This window comes from Streptomyces sp. C (assembly GCF_000158895.1).
Classification (GTDB): Bacteria; Actinomycetota; Actinomycetes; order Streptomycetales; family Streptomycetaceae; genus Streptomyces; species Streptomyces racemochromogenes.
This window is the reverse complement of record NZ_GG657751.1, coordinates 165,513-190,959: the sequence shown is the minus strand read 5'-3', so window position 1 is coordinate 190,959 and position 25,447 is coordinate 165,513. Positions and strand designations below refer to the sequence as shown.

General features: G+C 73.4%; 24 protein-coding genes. 17 read left to right on the top strand and 7 right to left on the bottom strand.

Going from position 1 to position 25,447, the window contains the following annotated elements:
• A partial coding sequence (locus tag SSNG_RS34145) for an acyl-CoA reductase (protein WP_165365084.1) occupies nucleotides 1-1,526 on the top strand: 1,526 nt, incomplete at its 5' end.
• A gap of 104 nt (nucleotides 1,527-1,630) precedes the next feature.
• Nucleotides 1,631-2,248, top strand: coding sequence for a nucleoside/nucleotide kinase family protein (locus SSNG_RS34140; RefSeq protein WP_007268533.1), 618 nt, complete (start codon nucleotides 1,631-1,633; stop codon nucleotides 2,246-2,248).
• A 101-nt stretch (nucleotides 2,249-2,349) separates the two neighbouring features.
• Here SSNG_RS34140 and SSNG_RS34135 read toward each other — a convergent pair whose 3' ends face one another.
• Nucleotides 2,350-3,468: an EstA family serine hydrolase gene (locus SSNG_RS34135; RefSeq protein WP_007268532.1), complete on the bottom strand. Its 1,119-nt coding sequence runs from the start codon at nucleotides 3,466-3,468 to the stop codon at nucleotides 2,350-2,352.
• 105 nt (nucleotides 3,469-3,573) lie between these two features.
• Here SSNG_RS34135 and SSNG_RS34130 point away from each other — a divergent pair, with 105 nt between their 5' ends.
• A complete protein-coding gene (locus tag SSNG_RS34130) occupies nucleotides 3,574-4,479 on the top strand; it encodes an AraC family transcriptional regulator (protein ID WP_007268531.1) in 906 nt (301 codons plus the stop codon).
• A 29-nt stretch (nucleotides 4,480-4,508) separates the two neighbouring features.
• Here SSNG_RS34130 and SSNG_RS34125 read toward each other — a convergent pair whose 3' ends face one another.
• The gene (locus SSNG_RS34125; protein ID WP_007268530.1) at nucleotides 4,509-5,207 is read right to left on the bottom strand and encodes a hypothetical protein; all 699 of its coding nucleotides are present in this window, start codon (nucleotides 5,205-5,207) and stop codon (nucleotides 4,509-4,511) included.
• A 160-nt stretch (nucleotides 5,208-5,367) separates the two neighbouring features.
• The gene (locus tag SSNG_RS34120; RefSeq protein ID WP_007268529.1) at nucleotides 5,368-5,967 is read right to left on the bottom strand and encodes a CGNR zinc finger domain-containing protein; all 600 of its coding nucleotides are present in this window, start codon (nucleotides 5,965-5,967) and stop codon (nucleotides 5,368-5,370) included.
• A gap of 84 nt (nucleotides 5,968-6,051) precedes the next feature.
• On the opposite strand from SSNG_RS34120, the gene SSNG_RS34115 reads away from it, so the two are divergent.
• A complete protein-coding gene (locus SSNG_RS34115) occupies nucleotides 6,052-6,840 on the top strand; it encodes an MBL fold metallo-hydrolase (RefSeq protein WP_007268528.1) in 789 nt (262 codons plus the stop codon).
• A gap of 55 nt (nucleotides 6,841-6,895) precedes the next feature.
• Here the strand turns inward: SSNG_RS34115 and SSNG_RS34110 are convergent, their stop codons facing one another.
• The gene (locus SSNG_RS34110) at nucleotides 6,896-8,386 is read right to left on the bottom strand and encodes a phosphatidylinositol-specific phospholipase C domain-containing protein (protein ID WP_007268527.1); all 1,491 of its coding nucleotides are present in this window, start codon (nucleotides 8,384-8,386) and stop codon (nucleotides 6,896-6,898) included.
• A gap of 215 nt (nucleotides 8,387-8,601) precedes the next feature.
• Here SSNG_RS34110 and SSNG_RS44465 point away from each other — a divergent pair, with 215 nt between their 5' ends.
• The 3 genes from SSNG_RS44465 (at nucleotide 8,602) to SSNG_RS34100 (ending at nucleotide 10,603) form a co-directional block, all read left to right on the top strand.
• Nucleotides 8,602-9,117 carry a hypothetical protein gene (locus tag SSNG_RS44465; protein WP_050779996.1) on the top strand — a complete coding sequence of 172 codons (516 nt, stop codon included), beginning with the start codon at nucleotides 8,602-8,604 and terminating at the stop codon, nucleotides 9,115-9,117.
• Nucleotides 9,118-9,308: 191 nt separating this feature from the next.
• Nucleotides 9,309-9,605 (top strand): hypothetical protein, encoded by a 297-nt coding sequence (locus tag SSNG_RS44460; protein ID WP_007268525.1) that lies wholly within the window; start codon nucleotides 9,309-9,311, stop codon nucleotides 9,603-9,605.
• Complete coding sequence (locus tag SSNG_RS34100) at nucleotides 9,587-10,603, top strand: WYL domain-containing protein (RefSeq protein ID WP_007268524.1); 1,017 nt, start codon at nucleotides 9,587-9,589, stop codon at nucleotides 10,601-10,603. Before SSNG_RS44460 ends, SSNG_RS34100 begins: the two co-directional genes overlap by 19 nt.
• Here the strand turns inward: SSNG_RS34100 and SSNG_RS34095 are convergent.
• Nucleotides 10,594-11,544 (bottom strand): SDR family oxidoreductase, encoded by a 951-nt coding sequence (locus SSNG_RS34095; RefSeq protein WP_007268523.1) that lies wholly within the window; start codon nucleotides 11,542-11,544, stop codon nucleotides 10,594-10,596. The genes SSNG_RS34100 and SSNG_RS34095 overlap by 10 nt on opposite strands.
• A gap of 174 nt (nucleotides 11,545-11,718) precedes the next feature.
• On the opposite strand from SSNG_RS34095, the gene SSNG_RS34090 reads away from it, so the two are divergent.
• The gene (locus SSNG_RS34090; RefSeq protein ID WP_007268522.1) at nucleotides 11,719-12,279 is read left to right on the top strand and encodes a Uma2 family endonuclease; all 561 of its coding nucleotides are present in this window, start codon (nucleotides 11,719-11,721) and stop codon (nucleotides 12,277-12,279) included.
• Between the two features lie 19 nt (nucleotides 12,280-12,298).
• On the opposite strand, the gene SSNG_RS45055 is transcribed toward SSNG_RS34090, so the two are convergent.
• A complete protein-coding gene (locus tag SSNG_RS45055; RefSeq protein WP_277752175.1) occupies nucleotides 12,299-13,819 on the bottom strand; it encodes a hypothetical protein in 1,521 nt (506 codons plus the stop codon).
• Nucleotides 13,820-13,839: 20 nt separating this feature from the next.
• On the opposite strand from SSNG_RS45055, the gene SSNG_RS38370 reads away from it, so the two are divergent.
• The 7 genes from SSNG_RS38370 (at nucleotide 13,840) to SSNG_RS34050 (ending at nucleotide 22,567) form a co-directional block, all read left to right on the top strand.
• Nucleotides 13,840-18,480 (top strand): hypothetical protein, encoded by a 4,641-nt coding sequence (locus tag SSNG_RS38370; RefSeq protein WP_050779994.1) that lies wholly within the window; start codon nucleotides 13,840-13,842, stop codon nucleotides 18,478-18,480.
• 649 nt (nucleotides 18,481-19,129) lie between these two features.
• Nucleotides 19,130-19,825: an RES family NAD+ phosphorylase gene (locus SSNG_RS34075; protein WP_007268519.1), complete on the top strand. Its 696-nt coding sequence runs from the start codon at nucleotides 19,130-19,132 to the stop codon at nucleotides 19,823-19,825.
• 697 nt (nucleotides 19,826-20,522) lie between these two features.
• A complete protein-coding gene (locus SSNG_RS34070; RefSeq protein WP_007268517.1) occupies nucleotides 20,523-20,948 on the top strand; it encodes a hypothetical protein in 426 nt (141 codons plus the stop codon).
• Nucleotides 20,949-20,999: 51 nt separating this feature from the next.
• Nucleotides 21,000-21,476 carry a hypothetical protein gene (locus tag SSNG_RS34065; RefSeq protein WP_007268516.1) on the top strand — a complete coding sequence of 159 codons (477 nt, stop codon included), beginning with the start codon at nucleotides 21,000-21,002 and terminating at the stop codon, nucleotides 21,474-21,476.
• A gap of 154 nt (nucleotides 21,477-21,630) precedes the next feature.
• Nucleotides 21,631-21,909: a hypothetical protein gene (locus SSNG_RS34060; protein WP_042804617.1), complete on the top strand. Its 279-nt coding sequence runs from the start codon at nucleotides 21,631-21,633 to the stop codon at nucleotides 21,907-21,909.
• Nucleotides 21,906-22,247: a DUF6247 family protein gene (locus SSNG_RS34055; protein ID WP_007268514.1), complete on the top strand. Its 342-nt coding sequence runs from the start codon at nucleotides 21,906-21,908 to the stop codon at nucleotides 22,245-22,247. Before SSNG_RS34060 ends, SSNG_RS34055 begins: the two co-directional genes overlap by 4 nt.
• Entirely contained in the window at nucleotides 22,244-22,567 is a 324-nt protein-coding gene (locus SSNG_RS34050) for a hypothetical protein (protein WP_007268513.1), read from the top strand. The genes SSNG_RS34055 and SSNG_RS34050 overlap by 4 nt, the downstream gene beginning before the upstream one ends.
• A gap of 48 nt (nucleotides 22,568-22,615) precedes the next feature.
• Here SSNG_RS34050 and SSNG_RS34045 read toward each other — a convergent pair whose 3' ends face one another.
• A complete protein-coding gene (locus SSNG_RS34045) occupies nucleotides 22,616-22,996 on the bottom strand; it encodes a ribosomal protein L7/L12 (RefSeq protein ID WP_128637606.1) in 381 nt (126 codons plus the stop codon).
• Between the two features lie 246 nt (nucleotides 22,997-23,242).
• Here SSNG_RS34045 and SSNG_RS34040 point away from each other — a divergent pair, with 246 nt between their 5' ends.
• Complete coding sequence (locus tag SSNG_RS34040) at nucleotides 23,243-24,739, top strand: radical SAM protein (protein ID WP_007268511.1); 1,497 nt, start codon at nucleotides 23,243-23,245, stop codon at nucleotides 24,737-24,739.
• A 20-nt stretch (nucleotides 24,740-24,759) separates the two neighbouring features.
• A complete protein-coding gene (gene leuE, locus SSNG_RS34035; RefSeq protein ID WP_007268510.1) occupies nucleotides 24,760-25,446 on the top strand; it encodes a leucine efflux protein LeuE in 687 nt (228 codons plus the stop codon).
• Nucleotide 25,447: the final 1 nt, after the last annotated feature.

Here is a 25,447-nt window from a genome sequence, read left to right as displayed (position 1 = left end):
GCCTGACCCGGGTGTTCGCCGCACCCGACGGCTCGTGGCGGGTCATGGCCGACACCCGGTCTCCGCTCACCGCCTCGCCCCTGCACCGCAGCGTGTGGGTCAAGCCGCTCCCCCGCGAGCGGCTGATCGCGACCCTGCGCCCGATGCGCCGCTACCTGCAGACGGCGGGCCTCGCGGGCAGCCCCTGCGACGTCGCCGAGCTCTCCCGCACCGCCCTGGCCGCGGGCGTCACCCGCGTCACGCCGGTCGGCGCCATGCTGCAGAGCTACGCGGGCGAGCCGCACGACGGCGTCTACGCCCTCCAGCGCTACAGCCGCCGCGTCGCGGTCCAGGCCGACCCGGCCCGGTTCGCCACCACCGCCTGCCTCGACGACCTGGCGCGGCCCGTCGTACTGCCGCCGCCGACCGGCCCGCTGCTGGGCAAGGAGGACGTGCAGGCACCGGCCCGGGAGCTGGGCCGGGCCGACGCCGAGCTGTACTTCCGCAGCGGCGGCAGCACGGGCGCCCCCGCCCTGTCGGTGTTCAGCTACGACGACTACGACACCCAGATGCACGCCGCCGCCCGGGGCCTGCTCGCCGCCGGCTACGACCCGGTCGGGGACCGCACGGCCAACCTCTTCTACTGCGGCGGCATGTACGGCAGCTTCATCAGCTTCTTCTCCGTACTCGAACGGCTCGGCGGCGTGCAGCTCCCCCTGTCGGCGGGCCCCGACCACCGGGCGACGGCGCAGGCGATCGTCGACCACGGGGCCGACACCCTCTTCGGCATGCCCTCCTACCTGTGGCAGCTGCTGAACGCGGAGGCGGACGCGCTGCGCGCGTACGGGGGCCTGCGCAAGGTCTTCTACGGCGGCGAGCACTTCACGGAGGAACAGCGGCGCACGCTGAAGGCCGACTTCGGCATCGAGGTCGTCCGCTCGGTCACCTACGGCAGCACCGACCTCGGCCCGCTGGGCTACCAGTGCACGGAGAGCTCCGGCGGCGTCCACCACCTGCACGCCGACCTCCACACGATGGAGATCGTGGACCTGGCCGAGGACCGGCCGGTGGCCCCGGGCGAGACGGGCCGGCTGGTCTTCACCACCCACGCCCGGCGCGGCCAGCAGCTGGGCCGCTACCTGATAGGCGACCTCGGCCGGGAGGTCCCGGGCCGCTGCGCCTGCGGCCGGCACGCGCCGCGCTTCGAGCTGATGGGGCGCACCGGGGACGTGATGCGGGTGGCGACGTACTTCCTCAATCACCGCCGCTTCCTGACCCTGGCCGGGGAACGGGGCGGTCTGCGCGGCGAGTTGCAGATCAGGCTCGACCGTACGGACGTGCGCGAGCGGTTGACCGTACGCGTGGAGCAGGCTCCGGCGACGGACCCGGACCGGCTGCGGGAGGTCTTCCTGTCCGGCTACCCGGAGCTCCGCTCGGCGGTGTCGGAGGGGCTGCTGGACCTGGTGGTCGAGGCGACCCCCGGCGCCTCCCTGGACCGCAGCCCGACCAGCGGCAAACTCCTGGCGGTGGTGGACGCGCGACGCTAGGACGTGCCGGGCGCCCGCTGCCCTCCGGCCCCGGTCCGGCGGCCGCTGCCCTCCGGCCCCGGTCCGGCGGCCGGGGCCGGAGGGCGGCGGGGCAGGATGGGGGCGTGCAGACGACGGAGCTTGTCATGAGGGCGGGCGCGCTGGCCGCCCGGGGCGCTCGGCGGATCCTCGGCATCGCCGGGCCGCCGGGGGCCGGGAAGTCGACGCTGGCGGCGCTGGTCGCCGCGGCGCTCGGACCGGAGCGGGCCGTGGTGGTGCCGATGGACGGGTTCCACCTCGCGCAGGCCGAGCTGGACCGGCTGGGGCGGGCCGGCCGCAAGGGGGCCCCGGACACCTTCGACGCGGCCGGCTACGTCTGCCTGCTGCGCCGGCTGCGCTCCCCCGGGGAGGGCGTGGTGTACGCGCCGGCCTTCGACCGCTCGCTGGAGGAGCCGGTCGCCGGCAGCATCCCCGTGGGGCCGGCCGTACCGCTGGTGATCACCGAGGGGAACTACCTGCTGCACGACGCGGAGGGCTGGGCGCCGGTACGGGCCCTCCTGGACGAGGCCTGGTACCTCGCTCCGGACGACGCCGTGCGGGTGGACCGGCTCGTCGGCCGGCACGTGCGCCACGGCAAGGACCCGGCGCGGGCGCGCGCGTGGGTGGCGCGGTCGGACGAGGCCAACGCCGTGCTCGTCGCCCGCGGCCGCCACCACGCCGACCTCGTCGTCGACCCCGGGTGAGGTGTGGCGCGTCAGCGGATGCCGATGCCGCGGTACGCCTGCTGCGGGAGCCGGCGGCGGTCCGGCCGTGCCCCCGCCCCTGCCCCCGCCCCCACCCCCCGTCAGTACAGGGCGCCGAAGGCGGCCGTGACGAGTTCCGTGCCGCGGTCGTCCTGCTGCCGGTCCCCGTCGAGCATCCGGTTCATGACGTAGGCCACCGTCAGGCGGGAGCCGGGGTCGCTCACGACGAGCGAACCGCCCCAACCGCCCCAGCCGAAGGCGTCGCCGAACTTGCCGAAGCCCGCCGTCCAGCACATCGGCGTCCCCAGGACCCGGTCCTCGCCGCGGAACAGCTCCTGCCAGGCGGGCTCGCACCCCCGGGCGGACAGCAGCCGCACGCCGCCGGCCGTGCCCCGGTTCGCCAGCGCGGTGTGCAGGAGGGCGACGGAGCGGGCGTTGCCGAAGCCGTTCACCGCGGGGATCTGCGCACGGCGCCAGGCCGCCGAGTTGACGTCCTTGACCCGGACCACCGGCCCGGTGACCTCCCGGGGCACGCCGTCCGGTCCCGGTGGTGCGGTGGCGGCGTACTCGTCGGTCAGTGCGGGCGGCGGCAGGAGCGGTGCGACGCGGTGGTCGTGCCGGGCGGGGAGCCCGATGTGGAAGTCCGCGCCCAGCGGCCCGGCCACCTCCTCGGCGAAGAACGTGCCGAGGGTGCGGCCGGTGACGCGGCGGACGACCTCACCGATGAGGTACCCGAAGGTGAGCGCGTGGTAGCCGGCGGCCGTCCCGGGCTCCCACGCGGGGGCCAGCGCGGCCAGCCGCGCCGTGACGCGGTCCCAGTCGTACAGGTCCTCGACCGAGACCGTCCCGGGCAGGGAGGGGAGCCCCGCGCTGTGCGACAGCACGTGCCGCACCAGCACGCCCTCCTTGCCGGCCGCGGCGAACCCGGGCCAGTAGGCGGCGACCGGCGCGGCCAGGTCGAGCAGGCCCCGGTCGGCCAGGACGAGGGCGCACAGGGCGGTCATGTTCTTGGTCGTCGAGTTCACGGCGGTGAGGGTGTCGCGCTCCCAGCGGACGGAGCGGTCCGCGTCGGCGTGACCGCCCCAGAGGTCGACCACCGGTTCACCGTCGAGGAGGACGGCGACCGAGGCTCCCACGTCGTCGCGGGCGAGGGAGGCGGCGAAGGCGGCGCGCACCGCGGCGAACCGCGGCTCGCAGAGTCCCCTAACATCATCAGTCATGGCTGGAAGCCTCGGGCAGCGCGGGGGCTTCGTACCCGACAGTTCCCGCACCGGTTCTGTCGGGCGGGGCCGGTCACACTCCTTCTCTGACAAGGACGCGGACGCGTGCTGGAGCAGCTGAACCGGGCGCTGGACCACCTGGAGGCCCGCCTCGACCAGGAGGTCGACGTGGCGGGGGCGGCCCGGATCGCCGCCGTGTCGGAGTACCACTTCCGCCGGCTGTTCTCCGCGCTCGCCGGGATGCCGCTGCCGGTCTACCTGCGGCGGCGCCGGATGACCCTCGCCGGGGCCGAGGTGACGGCCGGGGAGCTGACGCTGCTCGACATCGCGGTGCGGTACGGGTACGGGTCGGCCGAGGCGTTCGCCCGGGCGTTCCGGTCGGTGCACGGCATCGGGCCCGGCGAGGCCCGGCGGACGGGTGCGGTGCTCACGGCGCAGCCGCGCATGTCCTTCCGCGTCGTGGTCGAGGGCAGTACGGCCATGCGGTACCGGACCGTGCAGAAGGAGTCGTTCCGGTTCGTCGGCAGGAAGGCCCGGGTGCCCCTGGTCCACGAAGGGGTCAACGCGGCCGCCGCCGCGCACCTGGAGGACCTGGACGAGCGGGCGGTCGTACGGATGAAGGAGCTGTCCGGGGGCCTGGAGCCGGAGGGGATCCTGTCGGCGGCGGTGTACCTGACCGACAGCCGGGAGGAGGGCGCCCTCGCGGACTACTGGATCGGCGTGCTGACCGCTCCCGGCACGGCCGCCGCCGCCGACTTCGACTTCGACGGTTTCGACGTCCTCGACGTGCCGGCCGGGACCTGGGCGGTCTTCGAGTGCCGGGGGCCCCTTCCGGGCGCGCTCCAGGAACTGTGGCGGGACGTGTTCACGCAGTGGTTCCCCTCGAACCCGTACACGAGCCGCCCGGGCCCGGAACTCCTGCGGACCGCCCCGGCGGCGACCGGCGAGGAGACCCGCTCCCAGCTGTGGATCCCGGTGGAGCGGGTCGGCCGGCGCGCGGGGGCGCCGTAACCGCCGGCCGGTGGACGGCGCCCTGCCCGTCAGCTCGCCAGCTTGTACGCGGTCGGCGCGGTCTTGTAGGGGGCGAAGTCCGCGTTGTCCTTGCAGCCGAGCTGCTGCCAGGTCTTCTCGTTGGTCACCGGGTCGGTGCCCGTCAGGCGGTACTTGCACGCGCCCTTGATGAAGTTGCCCCGCACGCCTCCGGGAAAGTCGACCTCCTTGTTCCACAGGTACGGCGACTGGTAGTTGTTCACCTGCGCCGTGGCGTTCACGTCGATGCCGCCCGGTGCGTAGATCTCGTAGACCCAGCCGGTCTTCTCGGCCCCGTACGTCGCGAACCGCTTGGCGACGCTCTGGTCGCAGCTGGTGCTGAGGTGGGCGCTCTGCTGGCCGCCGCCCTTGACGATGTACTCGGCGAGCGGGATGAGCTGGTCGCCGCGCGGGGTGAAGCCGGTCCGGAAGATCTCCTCGACGTTCTCCCTCGTGTCGCCGCGCCACAGGGCGTTGACGTCCTCGCGCCACTGCCAGCGCTCGCTGGAGGCGGTGGCGGCCACGGGGCGGGCGATCTCCGTGTTCGTCGTGGTGCGCCACCAGTCCCAGGCCCGGTACTCCACGACCGGGCCGCACGGGGCGCTGGTGTCCCCGTCCGCCGCGGGCGCGGCAGCGGCGGCGGACGGCGTGACGGCGGCGGACAGGAGGAAGGCGGTGGCGGCGGCGAGGCGCAGAACGGCGTGCGGCATTGGATGACGACCCATCAGTCGAACGGCCAGAGGGCGAAACCCCCTCTTTATAGACGGGGGACAGGCCGCCGGACCGCCGCGGAACGGTGATCCACCCGTGCGGGTGGATCAGTCGTACCGGGTAAAGGCTTCTGCGCCGCGGGGTGTTCGGCCGGGTACGTCATCCGGCCTTCGACCGGGTGCGCCGGGCGTAGGCGCGGGCGGCGCGGGCGCGGTCGCCGCAGCGGGTGGAGCACCAGTGCCGGCGGCCGTGGCGCAGCAGGTAGCGGTTGCAGGGCGGGGAGGCGCAGGCCGTGAGGCGTTCGGCGTCGGGGCTCGTGAGGAGGTCCGCCGCGTCGGCGGCGATGGCCGCGAGGGCGCGGTCGAGGATCTCACTGGTGGGGCAGGGGGTCGAGCGGTAGGGGCCGTTCTTCTCGTCCCAGTGCAGCAGGGCGGCCGTGGGGGCCTTGCTCAGCGCGTCGTTGACGGCGGCCAGCGCGGCGGGCAGGGCGGGGAGGCCGTCGGCGCGGGCGGCGAACAGCGACCGGAGGTGCTCGCGCATCGAGCGCAGTTGCGCCGCGCACATCTCCCGCACCCCGGCGTCGGCGGGCGCGAGGCCGTGTGCGGTCAGCCACCGGTTCGCGCTCTCGGGAGTGCCGAGCAGGTCGGCGAACTGCCCTCCGGGCTGCGCGACGGCGCTGTTGACGAAGTCGAGGGCGAGGTGTTCCTCCGCCCCCGGCGCGGGTGTTGGCACGGATGCGCCGACCGGGATCTCACTCATGGGTCTCATGTTAAGCGTTGCGCCCATCCGTGAGACACCCCTATGATCATCACGGATAACCCACAACTCATCCGTGAGGTTCAGATGGCTGACACCAGCACGCCCGTCGAGTCCATGCCCGTCCGCGTCTTCGGCGGTCCGACCGCCCTCTTCGAATACGGCGGCCTGCGGTTCCTGACCGACCCCACCTTCGACGCACCGCGCGAGTACCCGGTACCGAACGGCCTGCTGACCAAGACGGCCCCCGCCGCGGCCGCGCCGGCCGACCTCGGCCGGATAGACGTGGTCCTGCTCTCCCACGACCAACACCCCGACAACCTCGACGAGTCCGGCCGCGCCCTGCTCGCCGACGTCCCCCTGACCCTGACCACGCCCGGGGGCGGCGAGCGCCTGGGCGCGGGAGCCAGGGGGCTCGCCGACTGGGAGTCGGTCGACCTCGACCGCCCCGGCGGCGGCACCGTCACGGTCACGGGCGTGCCCGCCCTCCACGGGCCGGGCGCGCGCGAGGAGGTCGAACCGTTCACGGGCCAGGTCGTCGGGTTCGTCCTCACCGGACGGGACCTGCCCACGGTCTACGTCAGCGGCGACAACGCCTCCCTCGAACTGGTCGGGCAGATCGCCGAGCGGTTCGGGCCGGTGGACACCGCCGTCCTGTTCGCCGGGGCCCCCCGGTTCACCCGCCTCTTCGACGGGGCGCTGATCGTCCTCGACAGCGCTCAGACCGCCGAAGCCGCGAAGCTCCTCGGCGCCCGCCGGGTGGTGCCCGTCCACTACGACAGCTGGGGGCACTTCACCGAAGGACGGGACGAACTGGTCGCCGCGTTCACCGAGGCCGGGCTGCTCGACCGCTTGGACCTGGGCGTACGGGGCTGACGCCCCGCACACGAGCCGGTGCCCGGCCCCCTGGGGGCCGGGCACCGGGCGGGTACTACCTCGGGCAGGCGTCCTGGGTCACCTTGCCGCCGGACGTGGACGCGGTGGCCGGGTCCATCGACAGGCACAGGCCCGTCCAGTTGTTGACGAAGTAGTAGGCCGGCCGGGAGCCGGTCGAGGTGGCGAGCTTGGTCGGCATGACGTTCCACATCTGGCTGCCGGAGAACCAGCGGGTCTCACAGGGCCACCAGAACAGCTGGGTGCCGGCGGCCGGCGCGGTGCCGTTGTTGTACGGCATCGTCAGGCACTGGCCGTTGTTCGCCTTGATCCAGAAGTAGCCCTTGCCGTCGAAGGTGTTCGGCTTCGTGGCCGTCCACTGGTGGCTGCTGGGCGGGCTCGACTGGCACGCGCGCTGGGTGACGAGGCCGCCGTCCCCGGAGCCGAACTCCGGTCCGCGCACCATGCACCGGCCCTGGTACTGGCTGTTGGAGTACGTCTTGTCGGCGTTGACCAGCCAGATGGACCGCTGGCCGCCCTTGACCATGTTGTCGTCGTTGTGGTCGATGATCGCGTTCACCAGGCCCCAGCCCGGGAAGTCCGTCATGATGATGCCGACGCGGCCCGCGCTGCTGTTGAGGTGCTTCATCAGGTTGTAGTTGACCGCGGGGACCTCGGTGTTCACACCGCCCCGGACCTCCCAGTAGCCACCGGCGACCAGGGTCGGGGAAAGACTGGGGAACTTGGACGCGGACGAATAGGTCACGTACAGGTCATTGGCGTTCCCGGTGATCGCCTTGTTGACGTTGCCCTTGACGTAGTTCCACTTCTCGCCGACGCTGTCCGGCTCCCAGTGGTCTTCCTGGCGGTCGTTGAAGCCCTTGAGACCGTGGGTGTCGTCGGCTCCGGCATTGTCGAAGCTGCCCAGGACCACCTTGCCCCGGACCTCCCCGAGCGTGGGCACGCCCGCCCGGCCGCCACCCGACACCGAAGGCGCGTAGAAGAGACCGGGATACTTCCGCACGTACTCACCGAAGATCGCCCGGACCGTGTCCGGGGTCGCCGAGTTCGGGTCGTTCTCGCATTCGGTGACCTTGGACTCGCTCCCGTACACGCACTCGGCCTTCAGCCGCATCACGATCGACTCGGTCGGGTGCTGGCGGAGGAACGACTGCGCCTTGGTCAGGACGTCGTCGAAGTTGGCGTTCTGGTACTTCACGCCGTGGTGGATCGTGAAGGCGCCTCCCCCGGAGACGCGTGCCCGGATGTCGATGGCCCGGATGCCGCGGTCCAGCTGCGCGGCCAGGGTGTTCGCGCTGTCGCCGTAGTCCTCCTGCGTCTGCACCCAGGCCCCGCCGTGGATGGAGAGCGTGTCATGGGTGCCGGGGATGGACATGTTCGAGAGCTTGGTGTCGCTCGCGATGCCCCACATCCACTCGGCTCGGTCCGCCTGCCCGAGGTTCTCGAAGGCGTCGCGGTTGGTCGAACCGGCGGCCTCGGCGGCTCCCGGAGCCAGCAGAGCGGCGCCCAGCGCGACGCAGGCCGTCATCAGGGACGCCAGCCGACGCGACCGCCGGCGTGGGGGAACACCGGCGGAAGGGGGGGTGGTGCGGGACATGTCACTCCAGTGCGAGTACGGGTAGCGGTGCGGAACCCACCCTGACGGCCGCCCCTATCGTTCCGCTGACGTTCTGCTTACGTCCGCGGCCCGCCCGCCGGTCGGCGCGCGTACGCTGCCGGTACCACCGAGGAGGTGACCAGCGGATGACGCGGACCGCCAGGACGTCGCTGGTCCTGGGCATCGACGCCGGGGGCAGCGGGCTGCGGGCGGCCGTCGCCGCGGCGGACGGCGGCCCGCCGCTCGCCACGGCGTCGGCCGGTGCGGGCAACGCGCGTTCCGTCCCGGAACGGCTCCTGGTGCAACGCCTGGCGCACGCCGTCGGCGAGGTCCTGGACGCCGAGGACCGGGCGGCACGGGTGCGGTGCGTGGTCGCGGGCTTCGCCGGAGCGGGCGTCGCGGACGCGGCGGGCCACGGCGGGCGCGGCAGGGCGCGCCGGGCCCTGGACGCCGCCCTCGCACATCACGGCGTACGGGCCGCCGCCGTGCACGTCATGGCCGACTCCGAGGTGGCCTTCGCCGCGGCTCCGGGGACCCCGCCGGACGGCCTGGTCCTGGTCGCCGGAACGGGCGCGGCCGCGGTCCGGATCCGCGGCCACAGGCTGGCCGCCGCCGCGGACGGCTGCGGCTGGCTCACCGGCGACGACGGCAGCGGCTTCTGAAAAACCCGGGAAGGCCTCCGCCGGGCCCTGCGCGGCCTGGACGGCCGCGGCCCCGCCACCGCACTGCTGCCCCGGCTGGCCGCCGCGTTCGGCGCCGGGCCCGCACCCGCGGACCCGTCGCCCTGCGCCACGTCCTGATCGACGGCGCGCGTGCCTCCTCCGAACCCGCCCGGCTGGCCCGGCTCTGCCCCGTGGTGTTCGACGCGGCCGCGGACGGCGACCCCGTCGCGGAGGGGATCCTCGACGAAGCCGCCGGCCTGCTGGCCGGAAGCGCCGCCGCACTGCGCCCCCGGCGCGGCGAACCCCTGGTGACGGTGGGCGGCCTGATCGGCCCCGCCGGCCCGCTCCTGCCCCGCCTCACCACCCGCCTGTCCCCCTGGGCCCTGACCCCCCACCCGGTCCCGGACGGCCTGCCGGGCGCCCTCGCCCTGGCGCGCGCGTCCGGGTCCGGGTCCGGGATCATGGGGGGATGCGTGCCGCCCGGCTGATCCGTATGGCTCTCCTCGTCCAGTCGAGCCCTGGGCTGACCGCCGCCTCCCTGGCCCTTGAGTTGGGCGTGTCCGAGCGTACGGTGATCCGCGATGCCCAGGCGTTGCAGGAGGCGGGGGTTCCCATCCGGTCCGAGCGCGGGCGCACCGGCGGCTACCGGCTGGCGCCGGGGTACCGGACGCGGCTGACCACGCTGCGTCCGGCCGAGGCGGAGACGCTGTACCTCTCGGGCATGCCGGCCGCCCTGCGTGATCTGGGGCTGTCGGGGGCGGCGGACGCGGCACGGCTGAAGCTGTCGGCCACGCTGCTGCCCTCGCTGCGGGCGGCGGCCGAGTCGTCGGTGCACCGCTTCCACCTCGACGCCCCGGCCTGGTTCCGCGAGCCGTCGGCACCGGAGTTGCTGCCGGAGCTGGCCCGCGCCGTCTGGGCCGACCGCACCGTCGAGCTGGCGTACGCGCGGCCCGGCCGGGAGGTGACGCGGCTGGTGGAGCCGTACGGGCTCGTCCTGAAGGCGGGGGTCTGGTACGTCGTGGGCCGGGTGCCGGGCGGCCCGGCCGCTGGCGGGGCCGGTGCCTGGCGGACGTACCGGGTCGACCGTGTCACGGCGTTGTCGCCGGCTCCCGGCGTCGAGGAGCCCTTCGTCCGTGATCCTGCGTTCGACCTGGCCGCGTACTGGGAGGAGCACTCCGCCGCCTTCGCGCGCGCGTTGCTGCGTACGAGCGTCACCGTGCGGGTGACGGAGCAGGGGCTGCGGCGCCTGCCGGCCGTGGTGGATCCGGCGGGTGCGGGCGAGGCGCTGGCGTCCGCGGGCGTACCGGACGCGGCCGGGCGCGTCACGCTCGAACTGCCGGTGGAGTCGCAGGAGGTCGCGTTCGAGCAGTTGGGCGTGCTGGGCGCGGAGGTGGAGGTGCTGGCCCCGCAGGGCCTGCGCGCCCGCTTCCAGGAGCGTGCGCAGGCCCTGGCCGCCCTGTACGGGGCGGCGGAGGATCAGCGGTAGTCGTCCGCGGAGGCGTCCTTGCCCCCGTACAGGACGTCCTCGAAGTAGGCCCAGGCGTCCGGCCTGCTGCCGTCGACGTCGCGTACGCCGTAGGCCTCGGCGAGGTCCGCGCTGGAGGCGGACCTGCCGTTCCAGCGGGCCGCCCGGTCCGGGTCGGCGGCGAGTGCGGCGACGCCGCGGGCGAGGTAGTGCGGTGACTCGGCGATGGCGAAGTGCGGGTCCTGGGCGGCGGCGTCGCGCCAGTTCCGCTCCGTCACGCCGAAGTGGGCGAGCATCTGCTCGGAGCGCAGGAAGCCCGGTGTGACGGCGACGGCGGTGCCGCCGTACTCCGCCAGTTCCCGGCCCAGCCCGAAGGCGATGCGGATCGGGGCGTTCTTCGCGAGGTCGTAGTAGAGGTTCTCGCGGTAGCGGCGGTTGGAGCGCTCGGTCCCGTCGGTGACCTCCACGTGCAGCGGCGCGTCCGAGCGGATCAGGAGGGGGAGGGCGAGCGCCGCGGTGATGACGTGGGAGCGGACCCCGAGTTCCAGGATGCGCAGGCCGTCGGCGAGGGGCGTCTCCCAGCTCTTCTTGCCGAAGACGGAGCCGGCGATCAGGTTCTCGCCGCCCCAGAGGTCGTTGACGAGGACGTCGAGCCTGCCGTGGTCGCGGTCGATCCGGCTGACGAGCGCGCGCACCTGGTCCTCCTCCAGGTGGTCGGTGGGTACGGCGATGCCGGTGCCGCCGGCCGCGGTGACGAGTTCGGCCGTCTCCTCGATGGTCTCCGTCGTCCGGCCGACCTCGCTGACACGTGCGCGGGTGGTGCGGCCGGTGACGTAGACGGTGGCCCCGGCGCGGCCGAGTTCGACGGCGAGGGCGCGTCCGGCGCCGCGGGTGGCCCCGGCGACGAGGGCGATCCGGCCGGTGAGCGGGGTGGGGGCCTGGATGGGGGTTTCGTTGTCCATGCCTTCACGGTGCACGCCAAAGGTGACAGTTCCCGTCACCCTTTCCTCTGATTCCAGAGAACTTCGACCAGCCGGTCCGTCGCCGCCATGCGCAAGGAGGACCTGGTCGAGCCCGCGCGCATGGCCAACGTGGCGGTCCCCGCTAACCTCACCAGCAGGGAAGGAGCCACGCATATGAGCGCACAGCCGGTCGAGCCGTACCACGACGTCGACCCCGAGCACGCCCTGAAGTACGCCGTCCAGCACATGGCGGGAGACCGGGCCGAGATCATCGAGGGAGTCATCACCCCCATGTCGCCGAGCTGGGGCCACGAAGGGGCCGCCGAGGACATCCGCGAGCAGATCGGTGCGCGGGTCCGGGCGCTGGGCTGCCGGACGGGTTCGGGCAACGTCGACCTCCCCGGCAGTCCGAACTGGTACGTGCCGGACCTGGCGGTCGTCCCCGCCGAGTTCTTCAAGCGGGACGCGAGGGCGGTCCTCCCCGACCAGACGCTCCTGGTCGTCGAGATCACCTCCCCCTCCAACGGGGAGACCGACCGCGTCACCAAGCGCCGGCGGTACGCCGAGTACGGGGCGCCGCTCTACCTCCTCGTCGACCGGCAGGAAGGCACCTGCACCCTGTTCTCCGAGCCGGGCCGGCTCGGTTACACCCGGGTCGCGGGACCGTACCCCTTCGGCACTCCCCTGGCGCTCCCGGAGCCGTTCGACCTGGAGCTCGACACCAGCGGCTTCTAGGACCGACCCCGTCGGTCCGTCAGTCCTCCGTTTCCGCCAACGGGTCCGACGGGTCCGCCGACATGACCAGCTGGGTGATGGCGAAGCCGTCCGGGGTGCGGACGTCGATGCGGTACAGGCCCGGGGCCGGGGCGGTCGCCGTGGCCGTGGCGGTGCCGTCCTCCCAGGTCGGGGTGAGGGAGACAGGGCGGGACGGGTGGTCGAGGGCCGTGAGGCGGCAGTCCAGGCCCGCCAGGGTGGCCACGTCCGTCAGGCGGAGCTTCCAGGGGCGGCCCGCCTCCACCAGGTCCGGGGCGGTCAGGCCGCAGCCCGCTTCGCCCAGCGGCGGGCCGGGGTGGACGTCGTCCCGGACGATCTCGGTGACGGCTTCCAGGGCGGTCCTCGCCCGGGCCACGTCCCCGTGTTGCAGGGGCAGGTGGGTGACGATGTCGGTGAGGACCGCCGACTCCTTGTAGACCGTGCCGTCCCCGTGCACCTGGAAGTACCGGACCCGGTCCTGCCGGTCCCGGATGAGGGTGCCGTCGGAGTTCTGGCGGGCGCCGTCGAGGTGCGGCTCGACGCTGCCGCCGCTGATCGTCAGGTTCTGCCAGGTGGGCTGGTTGACGCCGACGACCGAGCGGTGCCCGGGCAGGGTGATGGCCTTCTGCCGGTGGTGGAAACGGGCCGCCTCACGGGCCAGTTCCGCGCTGCCGCCGATCCCGGCGACGTCACTCGGCGTGAGGTGGCGTACGTCGTCCCCCGTGCGCACGCCCCGGTACTGCGGCAGCAGGTCGTGCAGGCCCGGCATCGTCGCGCACATGGCCCGCAGCTTGCGGTGCGGGAGGGGTACGGGGGTGCCGCGGCCGGTGGCGAGGATGACGGCCGCCTTCGCCGAGCCCTGGAAGGGAGTGCCGAGCGTGATCACGCCCCGGGTGTCGCCCTGGAGGTCGCCGTCGTAGCCGGGGTCGAGGGCCGCGCGGGTGACGAGCCCGCCCATGGAGTGCGCTACGAACACCAGCCGCCCCTCCCGCTGGTCGACCCGGTGCCGGCGCGCCTCGTCGTGCGCGGGGTGGCGGCGCCACGCGGTCAGGTGGACGCGCGCCGCGTCGGCCAGGAGACGGCCGTTGACCGCGACCGGCAGCCGCCAGTCGTAGGCGAACTCCAGGATCGCGGCCTCGTCGGCGACGCTGGTGCGGATCGTGTCCACCAGATCGGTGTACGGCTCGCTGCCGGCCAGGTACGGGGTCCAGGCGGAGTGCCTCAGCAGGCCCGTCGCCTTGATGCGGCCGGTCTTGCCCGCCAGCTCGTCCTCGGTCATGGTCAGGGACTTCAGCCCCGAGGGGGTGGTCCAGGCCCTGAGCAGCCAGGAGATCCCGCCGAGGCCCCAGACGTCCTTGCCCGTCGTCGTGTCGTGCAGGGTGCTGCCCATGATGCCGGGGACGACGACCACCGCGTCCTGCGTGACGTGGTCGGGTAAGCCGCCGTCCGGGCCACCGGGTTGCTGCCGGTGCCGGTGCCCGTGCTGGTGCCCGTGCTGGTGCTGGTGCTGCCGGTTGTCCATGGGAGGGAAGAATAGGGACCGTGAACGGGGAGCGTGGCGAGATCGGCTTAGCCGACGCCGTGGAGGAGGCGGTCGGAGCCGGCCTGCCCGAGGTCGCGGCCGCGGAGGGGGGACCGTCCACCGGGACCGTGTACGTGCTGCCCATGGAGGACGGGACCGAGGCGCTGCGGCAGGCCGTCGGTGCGCAGCTGGAGGCGGTGTCCCTGTGGTGGGAACGGCGGCCGCCGGAGGGGCCCGGCTTCGTACGGGTGGCGCCCGGCGGGCCGGTGACGAGCCGTCATGACGTGGAGCGCTTCCTGGAGACGGCCGGCGTCCGGGAGGGGGAGCCGCACGTCCCCGTGGTGCTGTACGTGACGGGCCACGGCCTGACCGGGGGCGCGGGCCGGCACTTCGCGGTGCTGAGCGGCACCGATCCCGGCCGGCTCCTGGGCACGGGGCTGCGTACGTCCGAGATCGTGATCGCCGCACTCGACTCGCACGCCCGGGACGTCCTGGTCGTCGTCAACATGTGCGAGTCCGCCGCCGTCCGCCCGGAGCTGCTGGAACTCGTGGAGAGCCTGGACGCCGCACGCACCGAGCACGCCACGCTGAACGTCCTGACCACCGCCGCCCCCAAGTCGCGGGTGACGGGCGGGGAGTTCGCGCTCGTCCTGCGGCGGGCCCACGAGTGGCTGCGCACGGCCGGCGGGATCACCCGCGCGTACCTGACGATGGAGGAGTTCAGCCGCGCCCTGTACCAGGCGGCGCAGGCGATCGGCCGGGAACAGGGCCGCAGGCCCTCCGTGGACTGCCGCGCGCTCACGGTCGGCAGGCAGCACGTCCCCACCCCGGCCCTGCCCAACCCGGGCCACCGGCCGGAGGAGGCCGCGGTGGAGGAGAGCCGGCGGGAGGTCGCGGCGAGCCTGGAGGACCTGGGCTACTGGCTGGAGAAGGCCAGCGGCCGCACCGGCGCCGACGACCCCGGCTGGTACTTCTCCGGCCGCAGGGAGCTGAACACCGCGGTGGTCTCCTTCCTGACGGGCGCCCCCGGCGTCCTGGTCGTCACCGGCATCACCGCGAGCGGGAAGTCCGCCATCCTCGGCCGTGCGGTGACCCTCAGCGACGCGCGGTTCCGGGCCTCGGCCCTCTACGCGGCGGCCGTCGACCATTGCCCGCCGTACACGGTCCCGGACGAGGGCGCGGTGACCATCGCGGTCACCGCCCACAACCGTGAGCCGCTGGGGCTGTTGAAGGTCATCGCGCAACGGCTCGGCGCCGCCCCGGACCCCTCGGGCAGGGACCACCTGAGCCGCTGGCAGCAGGGGCTGCGGGGGTTCCTCGACTCGCCCGGCCCGATGGTGACGGTCGTCGTCGACGCCCTGGACGAGGCGACCGACCCGGCGGCGCTGGTGCACCAGGTGCTGGTGCCGCTGGCCGGGCACCTCTCCCACCCGGCCCCCGCCGGGCAGGCGCTGCCCGTGCGGCGCGGGGTGCGGCTGGTCGTCGCCGTACGCAGCAGCGACGGCGAGGGCGTGGACGAGGACGTGGAGCTGCTGGGGCGGCTGCGGGAGGCGTTCCCCGCGGCCGCCGTGCTGCGTACCGACGGCGAGGGCATGAGCGCGGACGTCGCGGGATACGTACGGGCCCTCCTGGACGGGGAGGGCGGCTGGGCGGGGCAGGACCTGGCCGAGGTGTCCCGCACGGTGGCCGGTGCGGCCGGGCGGTCCTTCCTCGACGCACGCGTGGCGGCGCACCAGCTGCGCGCCGAGGGGCCGCGGTTGCTGGCGGACGCCGACTGGCTGGAGCGGCTGGGCGAGGGCACGGCCGGGCTGTTGGAGGACGACCTGGTGCGTGCGGCGGAGGACGGCCTGGAAGCCGACGAGGCGCTGGCGCTGCTGCGCGCGACGGCCTTCGCCCAGGGTCGGGGCCTCGCCTGGGGCGAGGTGTGGCCGGCCGTGGCGTCCGCCGTCGCGGGCCGTGTCGTGGAGGACGCCGACGCCAAGATCCGGGTGCTGCTGGAAGGGCGTCTGGCTGGGTATCTCACCCGTGACGTCGAAGAGGACCAGCGGGTGTACCGGCCGGCGCACGACCGGCTGGCCGCGGTCCTGCGCGCCTGGCCCGTGGGGGGCCGGACGCCTGTAGGGGGGATGGGAATGACGGACGCTCAGGACGACCCTGCCGATAAGACTGCCGCCACGCCTGCCGCCGAGCCCGCGGACCAGGCGGCCGACCAGACTGCCGCCGAGGGCACGGCACACCAGACCACCGACCGGACGACCGGCCAGCCCGCCAACGAGCCCACCGACCGGACGGCCGACCGCGCCGACGACCGGACGCCCGACCAAGGCCCCGCCGAGCCCGCCGACCAGACGGCCGACCAGACAGCCGCCGAGGCGACGGCACACCAGACCACCGACCGGACGACCGGCCAGCCCGCCGACGAACCCCTCGGCCAGACCGTCGGCCGGAGCGCCGATGCCGCCGTGCACGCCCGCATCGCGCAGGCGCTCGCCGATCTGGCCGCGCCGCACACCACCGGCGCCTCCGACGCCGCCAACGCCACCGCCCCGCACCCGTACGTACGGCGCCACCTCGCGCGCCACGCCCGCCTCGGCGGCGTCCTGGACGACGCGCACGTGCCGGCCGAGGTGCTGCCGTGGCTGACCGGCAGCCCGGTCCGCGGGCTGCTCGGGCCGGGCCGGGGCCGGGAGGGCCGGCTGTGGCTGGAGGCGTGGGCGGCGGTGGAGCCGTACCTGCACCGGGCGGACCACCCCTCGCGGCTGGCCAGCCTGCACCTGGCGCACACGGCGCTGCGCCACCCCGGGCTCCCGCGCCCGCGTACGCCGGGGGGCACGGCACCGCTGGCCGTGCTGTGGTCCCGGTGGGCGCCGCCGGTGAACGTCCTGGCCGCCCTCCGCACCACCGTGCGCTCCCTGGCGGCGGTGCCGGCACCCGACGGGCGCCCCGCGCTCGCGGCCGGCGACGACGAGGGCCGCATCGAACTGATCGACGCCGTCGAGGGCACGGCGGTCCGCGAGCCGATCGGCGCGCACGACGGGTCCGTACGCCACCTGCTGCTCGCACCGCGTCCGGCCCAGTCGCCGCTGCTGGTGTCCGGCAGTACGGACGGCACGCTGCGGCTGTGGGACCCGGCGACGGGCCGCCGCCTCGACCAGGTCCGCGGGACCGGCGGGATCTGGATCGCCGACGTGTGCGCGTACCGCGACGGCGGACACGAACTCGCGGTGGTCTGCGTCGACGGCAACGGGGCGGTGGTCTGGTGGAACGAGCGGATGGGCGCGCTGGACCTGTTCGCCCTGCCCGGGGACACGCCGCGTACGACGACGACCGCGCTGGCGGCGGTGGAGGACCCGCCCGGGCGGCCGCTGCTGGCGGTGGCCGATGACGCGCACCTGGTGTTCCGGGATCCGGAGGCCGGGACGGAGGTGGCCCGGTTCGAGTTCCCGGCCGACGTACGGGTGCTCGCGCCGACCACGCGGCCCGGGACGGTCGCGGCCGGCCACGCGGACGGGAGCGTCACCGTCTGGGGCACCGGCGGGCCGCTCGCCACCCTCACCGGCGCCGGCGGGCCGGTGACCGGCCTGGCCGCGCTCACCCTGCGGGGCCGGGGGGAGCGCGGGGGCCGTGGGGAACGGCATCTCCTGGCCGCCGGGGCCGGCAGCCGGATCGCCGTCTGGGACATATCCCGGTGGGACACCGCTGCGAACGAGCCGCCGGGCCTGCTGAGCGGGCACACCGCCGGAGTGACGGCCCTCGCCCCGGTCGCGGTCCCGGCCGCGGACGCGTACGCGTACGCCGCGCCGGACGCGGTCCCGGACGCGGACCCGAGGCCGGACTCGGAGCTGCTCGCCTCCGCCTCCGCCGACGGCACGCTGCGCCTGTGGAACCGGGAGGTGCTGGAGCTCGCGCTCGACACCGCCCGGACCCCGGCCGGGCCGGCCCCCACGGGCGGGGCGCTGCTCCCGCCGGAGGGGCCGGGGCAGCAGGCCGAACCGTCGTGGTTCGCGCTCAGCGGCGACCACCCGTACATCGAGGTACGGGACATCGGCACGGGGGACGCGGTCGCGCGGATCGACACCGGCCGGCCGGCGTCCGCGCTGGCCTGGGCCCGGCGACGGGAGGGTCGTCTCCTGGTATCGGCCGGGTACGGCGACCACGGCATGCCGGCTCTGGGACGCGGAGACGCGGCAGGCCCTCCCGGACGTCCTCGAAGGGCACTTCCTCCCCGTGCGCGCCCTCGCCGCCTGCACCACCGCGGACGGCCGGCACCTGCTGCTGAGCGGCGGGGACGACGAGACGGTGCGGCTGTGGGACCTCGACGCCCCGGGCCCGCTCGGCGCGTGGACCGGGCACGACCCTGCGCGTCCGGGCAGTGGCGGCCGCTCCGCGCGCTCCCGGCGGGGACGGCGGCGAGGGTGAGAGGGCGGCGAGGGCCGGGACTGGTTCCGCCTCGGCCGGCTCCGACGGCACCGTACGGCTGTGGGACGCGGAACACGGGCCGCTGGGCGCCGCCCCTGCGCTGCGACCAGGGCTGCTGCACGCCGTCGGCATACACCCCTCCCCCGGCGGCGGGCTTCCGCCGCTGCTGGCCAGCGGCGGTGACACGGGCACGGTCCGGCTGTGGGACCTGCGCGAACGCCTCCCGCTGGGCGGCCCGCTGACCGGCCACACCGCCGCCGTCCTCGCCCTGGCCGCGTGGAACGCGGGGGACGGCTCCGGCAGTTTCGTCGCCTCCGGCTCGGCCGACGGGACCGTCCGCGTCTGGGACGCGGCCACGGGCCGGTGCCGGCTGCTGCTGGCCGTGGGGAGCCCCGTACGCGGCATCTCCGCGCACCCGGTGCCGGGGGGCGGGGGGCGCGTGGTCCTCTCCTTCACGGGCGACGCCGGAGCGGTGGTGGCGGAGGTCGATCCGGCCCGCTGGCGAGGGGCGGGTGGGGCCTGATCATCCCGGCATGCGCCCCCCGTGCTCCTTCGTGCGCCCCCGTCGGCCACCGCAACCCGGTCGCTTCGGTCGTACCCGGGCACCAAAATGATCGTTCGGCACGTGTCACGGACCAGTGCGCCGCTCGGCGAACGCGTTCCGCACATGACCCGCCCATCACATGAGCACACCCGAACATCCGAGCATCCCGAACGCCCCTTACGAGGCACCCCGCTCCTGAGCACTCCTCACGAGCACCACACCGTCAAGAGACCGGCCCTCCCGGCGGCCGGACCGCCCCGCGTCCCGCGGGCCCGGCCGCCGGAGAGCCATGAGCATCACCGGCCGGCGACCCTTGGAGGGCGGCGGCCGGAGCAAGGAGCGGCCGTATGAGCCCGGACACCGCACAGCCGGACGTCGCCCTCGTCCCCGCGCCGGCCAACGGCATCTGGCGCCTGGGAAAGTACAAGGAGCCGGTCAAGTACGAAACGATCAGCCAGGAGGACCACGCACAGACGGGCGGAAACCGCTGGAGCCTGGTCAGTTACGGCACCCTCTACTGCGCCTCCGAGCACGACGGCTGCTTCGCCGAGGCCTTAGCCCCCTTCCGCGTGCACCCCGCCATGCGGGAGGTCATCGCGGACGACTGGCCGGAGCCGGCCTTCATGACCCCCGGCAAGATGACCCGGGAGTGGACCACCAGCCACATCCTGGTGCGCCTGCGGCCTCCCCGGGAGGCCCGCTTCCTCGACGTGGACGACGAGCGGACGCTCGCGACGCTCTCGCGCGAACTCGGGGACAAGCTCGCGGAACAGGGCGTGGACCGGCTCACCACGGAGCACGTCCAGGGCTTCAACCGCCGCATCACCCGGCAGATCTCGGCCTGGGCCATCACCCAGCGCACCGGCCCCGGGGGGCAGGAGCGCCTCATCCACGGCATCGCCTACCGCTCCCGCTTCGGCATGCGCCAGTGCTGGGCGGTGTTCAACGACGTGGAGCTGACGCAGGAGGAGTCCACCTACATCTCCCCCCAGTCGGACGCCCTGCTGCGGGTGGCGGACGAGTACGGGCTGACGATGCTGTGACCCGGCCGGCCATGGACGGAACACGACCGCCAAACCAACCGTGAAACCCACCTGAAAACAACCACGTCCGCATCCTCCGAAAGGACGAAATCAACCCGGCTTCTCCCCTCCTCCAGGCCACCGACCTCCCCGGGTCGGTGGCCATAACCGCAGCTCAGAGCCGAACTCGACTTCGAAACCGATAAGTTGACACCTCGTCTGCAACACGGCGGATTTCGCCTAAGAGGTGGAGTTGAAGGGTGATAATGGGTAACCTAGCCAGTACACCAACCGACTTGGAGCATGTGGGGGATCTCATGAGTGCCACCGGCTGCGCCGTCAGGGCGTTCTTACGCATCGGGCTCGCGTCGCCCAGCACGGCAGCACCACCACCGCCCGGCACGAGCGTCACGCTTGCGGGCCTCCTCAGCAGCCCGGGTCACCCGTGTGCCGGATCCCCGTGGACCGGAATACATCGATGGTGAACGCCGACCGCCAGCCGGCCGGCCCACTCCGCCCGCCCTGGTAGACGCTTCCCGGCGGGCCGGGAACACAGCAAGAAGCGTTCGCAGCTCGCCGAGACCGAGCATCCTCCGTCTGCCCTCACGGCAGTACGCGACAGCCGGGTCCCGCGGGCGCACACACCTACACCCGTCGCCTGAGCACGCGACCCGCCGCCGAACGGGCGCGCAGTCAGGGCAACGAGGGAGACCCGATCATGCCTTCTGACACCACCACGTCCCCTGCCGCCGTCGCGGTCGCCGTCGCCGTCCCGAAGAGCGCCGCCAGCGCCGAGCGCGCCCACGCGGACTCCGTACGCATGGGCATCAGCGAGATCGCCCGCTTCCTCCAGGAGAACCTCGGGCAACGCCTGACCGCGCGGATCGCCAACATCAGCGACCCCAAGCAGGTCGGCAAGTGGGCCTCGGGCGCCGCCGAACCGCGCCCCGAGGCCGAGGAGCGCCTGCGCGCCGCGCTCCAGGTCTTCCGGCTCATCCACGACGCCGAAAGCCTCCACACGGCCCGCGCCTGGATGATCGGCATGAACCCCCAGCTGGAGGACGAGGCACCGGCCCAGTGCATCGCCGACGGCCGGCGGCGCGACGTGATGGTGGCGGCCCGCGCGTACGTCGACGGCGGCTGACCGCGCAAACGCGGTGGCGGCGGATCACGCCCGTGCGGGAGGATCCTCCGCGTGGAAGCGACGGGAACGGTGGTGCAGTGGGTCCGCACGTCATGGACGAAGCGGTCCCGCGGCGGACCCGCCGCCACCCTCCGGAACCGGGCCCCCACGGCCTTCCCCCTGCCCCCGCGGACCCCGCCCCTCGTCCACCGCGTGCTCATGCACGAAGCCGACGGCTTCCGCCCCCGCTCCGAGACGCACGAAGGCCCGCCCCCCGACGTGCTCCTCCAGGAACACGACGGCCTGCTCCGGGTCCTGCCGACCGTCACCCCCTTCGGCATGCCGCGCAGGTGGCGACGCCCTCCGGCAGTCCGCCTCGCCCCCGGCGAATGGGTCCGGTGGCAGATCAACCACCGCTTCGCGAACCCCTGCGACGGTGACTGGGCCTACCGCCTCGACACCCTCAACATCGCCCACGGCCCGGCCCCGTCCAACCTCTTCCTGGGCCCCCCGCCCCACTACGTGGACGAACGCGCCCCCCTCCGCTGACCACCACCCCGGGGGCCCGTGCGGTCTGACCCACCTGCCGGCGAACGACGTCCTGACCTGACCTGCGCATTCGCCTGCTCGCCACCCATTCCACTCGTCCTCTAATGACAACGAACAGTTGCAATTAATCCGCGCTGGGGTGCACACTTCATCCATGAGTGACACACCAGGCTCCCGCGCCCGGCAGGCCGAACTCACACCCGCGCAGCGTCGCGAACTCGACCGACTTCAGGCGGCCGTCGCCGGGGCGAAGCAGGCGTTCGCGGAGGCCGCCGGACGCATCGCCGTAGAGCTCGGCCGGGGCGGTAACTCGGCCGTCGCCCGGCACCTGGACGTCACACCCCAGCACGTCTCGAACCTCGCCCTCGCCTACCGGGCCAAGGCCGAGCAGCACGCCGCCACCGAGGCCGGGAACAAGGAGGTGGCGGCATGACCACCGCCGCCAGGTCGTCCGGTATCCCGCCCATGCCCGAACGGAACCCGAAGGCCCTGCGTGCAGCCATTGCCGCGCACACGCCGGCGCTGCTGCCCGACTTCGACGCTCACTGGAAGTGGGCCATCGCGGACGCGTACGACCTGGCCCCCGTTCCCGCGTTCATGGCGCAATGGTGGACCGAGTTCGCGCTCGCCCGGGACCCAGAACTGTGCCGGACGGTGCATGATCTGGAAGCCCGCGCCGGCGAAGCGACGAGCAACAGCGAAGCCAAACAGCTGCTGACCCAGGCAGCGCACCTGCGGCGTGAGGCGGGTAAGGCGGAGCCCGGCCAGTGAGCGGTGCGTTCATGGGGCCGCCCTGGCAGATGGACTGGGTCGACACGGCCCGTGCCGCCCGGGACTCCCTGCCCAGGCGGGTACGCGATCTGATCGACGCCGTCCGTGCCGAACTGGTCACGGTCGAGGACCCCTACTTCCGCGGTGTCGACAATCTCCCGGATCTCCCCGAGGGCTGCAGAATCTCCCCGCTCCTCTCGACCGTGCCGAGTGGACTCCACGTCTGCCACTTCGACCACGGCCGGGGATGGATCCACTACACCTTCCTCCGGCGCACCGCCGACCCCCAGATCGTCGTGGAAGAGGTCTTCTGGCAATAGCCGCACGGCGCCGACCCCCGCCCCGCGGCTCACGGAGCAGCGGGGCCTTCAGCCGTCTCCCTGCTGATGAACCCGGCCCGTCAGGAGTGCCCGTACCCAGTCCGTCGCCGGTGGGCAGCTCGCCCGGCAGGTTCCGGAGGACCAAGGCCCTTGGCACGGGCCGGGATCGAGGTGGCCGGCCCCCGGTGTGACGTGCCGGTCGCACCAGTCGCACACCACCACCGCGCGCGCCCCTGCCGCCCCCAGGACGCCGGCCGCGTCCTGGGCGGCCTCAAGCCAGTTGGGCTCCGTGACCTCCACGGGTGCGCCGTCGAGCAGCAGCTTGCTGTTCCACAGGCTGAGGCCGGTGACCGTCCGGATCGCGCGGACCACCTCGGTCCTCCGCTCACCCGCCTCCGCCAGCAGCACGCGGAATCCCGGCTCCTCCATCCGCCCTCCCCCATCGCCTCGAGCTGTCCACCAGTGAACCACCACCACGACCGCCGGTATTGCCCGGCCCACGGGCCCGGAAGGGCTTCCGAGTACCCGAGCGGAATCAGGATGTCCGGTTTCGATACCTCCGTGGCCGGTTGATGCCTGGTACACGCATATACCCTGTGCAAATGTTCGTGATCCGTACGGACGTGCCACCGCCGGCCGTCCGTTCCGCTTCACTCCCCCCGCACAGGTGATGGAATGACGCTGAAGCTCCTGCTCGCGAACGCCCCCAACCCCACGGACAACCGGAACGCCTCGAACTACGCCTGCTACCCCCACATCGGCATCGTCCAGCTCGCCACGGCGACCCGGGAGGCCCTGGGCGACCGCGTCGAGATCCGAGTCGTCGACGGCGGCATCAGCAACACCGAGACCGTCCAGCGCGCCGTCCGGGACTTCGCGCCCGACGTCGTCGGCATCAGCGCGCTGACACCGACCTACTCCGAGGCCCTGAAGATCGCCGACACGGCCAAGGCCTGCGGGGCCCGGGTCGTCCTCGGCGACGACCACGCGATCTTCTTCCCCGAGATGATCCTCCGCAACCGGCCGCAGATCGACTACGTCATAGCCAACGACGGCGGCGAGATCCCCTTCGTGGAGCTGATCCGCGCGTTACTCGAGGGCGGCCGGCCGTTATCCGAGGTCTCCTCCCTCGTCTACCGGCACGACGGCGCGATCCGCGTCAATCCTGCCCCGAAGTACGCGCTCTCCCTGCGCAACACGATTCCCGACCTGACCTTCATCGACGACGTACTCGACGTCTACGCCGAGAACTACCGGGCCCAGTTCGGCCACCTCCACGGCCACCAGGTGCGACCGGTGACGGTGAACAACGCGCGCGGCTGCGAGAACGGCCACAAGCGCTGCACCTACTGCTCCATCGCGGACCTGACCGTCAACACCGGCGATCCCCGCGGCTTCTGGAAGACGATCGACCAGTACCACCGCGACCACGGCATCAACCTCTTCTTCGAGGTCTACGACAGCTTCACGGCCAGCCCCCGCTACGTGGACGCCCTCATCGACTCCACCCCGCCGCACCTGAAGCGCCGCATCGACGACGGCGAGCTACAGGTCATGGTCTACGCGCGCGCCCTGGGGCTGACCAAGCGCAACAACGTCGACAAGCTGCGGCGGCTCGGCGTCACCCGCGCCAACATCGGGCTCGACGCCGCCGACCCCGAGATGCTCGAAGCCCAGCGGAAGAACAAGACGACCGGCGAGACGAACCTCGAAGCCATCCGCATGCTGAACAAGGCCGGCATCTCGGTCCACGCCTCCTACATCGCCGGCGCCCCGGGAGAGCGGCGGGAAACGCTGGACCGCACCATCGCCGGGATCCGGCAGATGCTGGGCGAGGTCGAGCTCTCCTCGGTGGAGTTCTCCCGGTTTATTCCGTTGCCGAACAGTCCGGCGTGGGATCTGCTGGTCGACTACGAGCGGCCGAACTTCTTCAAGAACAGCGAGGAGATCGACCGCTACCTGACCGCCCTGGGCATCACCGTGACGCGGGACGACCGGGAGGAGATGTTCGCCAGGTTCGGCGACCAGGACCTGCTCGACATCGACGAGCTGGGCGCGTTCTGGGCGGACAACTTCACGCACATCAGCGAGAAGTACGCGCTGGAGCGGATCAGCGAGGTCGACGAGATGGTGAGCGCGCACAACGTGCGCACGGGGAACAACGTCGGATAGCCGCCGGGAAAGGTGCCGGAATGCTGGGAGTGCAGAACCTGCTGACCTATGCCTTGGGAGCGCTGCTGATCATTCTGCTGCCGGGGCCGAGTTCCCTGTTCACGCTGTCGGTCGCCGCGCGGCTGGGGGTCAGGGCCGGGTACCGCGCCGCGGCCGGGATGTTCCTGGGCGAGACCCTGCTGATGGTGGCGACGGCCGCCGGGCTGGCCTCGCTGCTCCAGGCCAACGAGCTGGTGTTCGCCGTGGTGAAGTACGCGGGCGCCGGCTATCTGACCTGGATCGCGGTCGGCATGATCCGGGCGGCGTGGGCGATGTGGCGACGCCGTGACGAGAAGAGCACGGAGACGACCGCGGAGGCGACCGCAGAGATGACCTCGGAGGCGACCGACGCCGCCCCGGCGGCGAACGGCGGACTCTTCCGGCGCTCGCTGGTGATCACCGTCCTGAACCCGAAGGCGATCTTGTTCTTCCTGTCGTTCTTCGTCCAGTTCGTCGATCCCGGGTACGCGTACCCGGGGCTGTCCTTCGCGCTGCTGGCCGTCGTCTACCAGGCCATCAGCATCGCGTACGTCACCGTGCTGATCTTCAGCGGAACGTACCTGGCCTCACAGTTCCGCCGCCGCCGAAAGCTCTCGGCGGGCCTCACGACCGGGGCGGGAGCCCTGTTCCTCGGCTTCGCGGCAAAACTGGCCACGACGGGCAACTGAG

Excerpts from the sequence above, each read along its gene's own strand:
- SSNG_RS34075 (WP_007268519.1), top strand. The coding sequence starts at position 19,130 with ATGAGCCCGGACACCGCACAGCCGGACGTCGCCCTCGTCCCCGCGCCG.
- SSNG_RS34135 (WP_007268532.1), bottom strand. The coding sequence starts at position 3,468 with ATGACTGATGATGTTAGGGGACTCTGCGAGCCGCGGTTCGCCGCGGTG.
- SSNG_RS34040 (WP_007268511.1), top strand. The coding sequence starts at position 23,243 with ATGACGCTGAAGCTCCTGCTCGCGAACGCCCCCAACCCCACGGACAAC.
- SSNG_RS34055 (WP_007268514.1), top strand. The coding sequence starts at position 21,906 with ATGACCACCGCCGCCAGGTCGTCCGGTATCCCGCCCATGCCCGAACGG.
- SSNG_RS44465 (WP_050779996.1), top strand. The coding sequence starts at position 8,602 with ATGACGCGGACCGCCAGGACGTCGCTGGTCCTGGGCATCGACGCCGGG.
- SSNG_RS34070 (WP_007268517.1), top strand. The coding sequence starts at position 20,523 with ATGCCTTCTGACACCACCACGTCCCCTGCCGCCGTCGCGGTCGCCGTC.
- SSNG_RS34060 (WP_042804617.1), top strand. The coding sequence starts at position 21,631 with ATGAGTGACACACCAGGCTCCCGCGCCCGGCAGGCCGAACTCACACCC.
- SSNG_RS34120 (WP_007268529.1), bottom strand. The coding sequence starts at position 5,967 with ATGAGTGAGATCCCGGTCGGCGCATCCGTGCCAACACCCGCGCCGGGG.
- SSNG_RS34045 (WP_128637606.1), bottom strand. The coding sequence starts at position 22,996 with ATGGAGGAGCCGGGATTCCGCGTGCTGCTGGCGGAGGCGGGTGAGCGG.
- SSNG_RS34095 (WP_007268523.1), bottom strand. The coding sequence starts at position 11,544 with ATGGACAACGAAACCCCCATCCAGGCCCCCACCCCGCTCACCGGCCGG.
- SSNG_RS34100 (WP_007268524.1), top strand. The coding sequence starts at position 9,587 with ATGCGTGCCGCCCGGCTGATCCGTATGGCTCTCCTCGTCCAGTCGAGC.
- SSNG_RS34115 (WP_007268528.1), top strand. The coding sequence starts at position 6,052 with ATGGCTGACACCAGCACGCCCGTCGAGTCCATGCCCGTCCGCGTCTTC.
- SSNG_RS34125 (WP_007268530.1), bottom strand. The coding sequence starts at position 5,207 with ATGCCGCACGCCGTTCTGCGCCTCGCCGCCGCCACCGCCTTCCTCCTG.
- SSNG_RS34110 (WP_007268527.1), bottom strand. The coding sequence starts at position 8,386 with ATGACGGCCTGCGTCGCGCTGGGCGCCGCTCTGCTGGCTCCGGGAGCC.
- SSNG_RS45055 (WP_277752175.1), bottom strand. The coding sequence starts at position 13,819 with ATGGACAACCGGCAGCACCAGCACCAGCACGGGCACCAGCACGGGCAC.
- SSNG_RS34090 (WP_007268522.1), top strand. The coding sequence starts at position 11,719 with ATGAGCGCACAGCCGGTCGAGCCGTACCACGACGTCGACCCCGAGCAC.
- leuE (WP_007268510.1), top strand. The coding sequence starts at position 24,760 with ATGCTGGGAGTGCAGAACCTGCTGACCTATGCCTTGGGAGCGCTGCTG.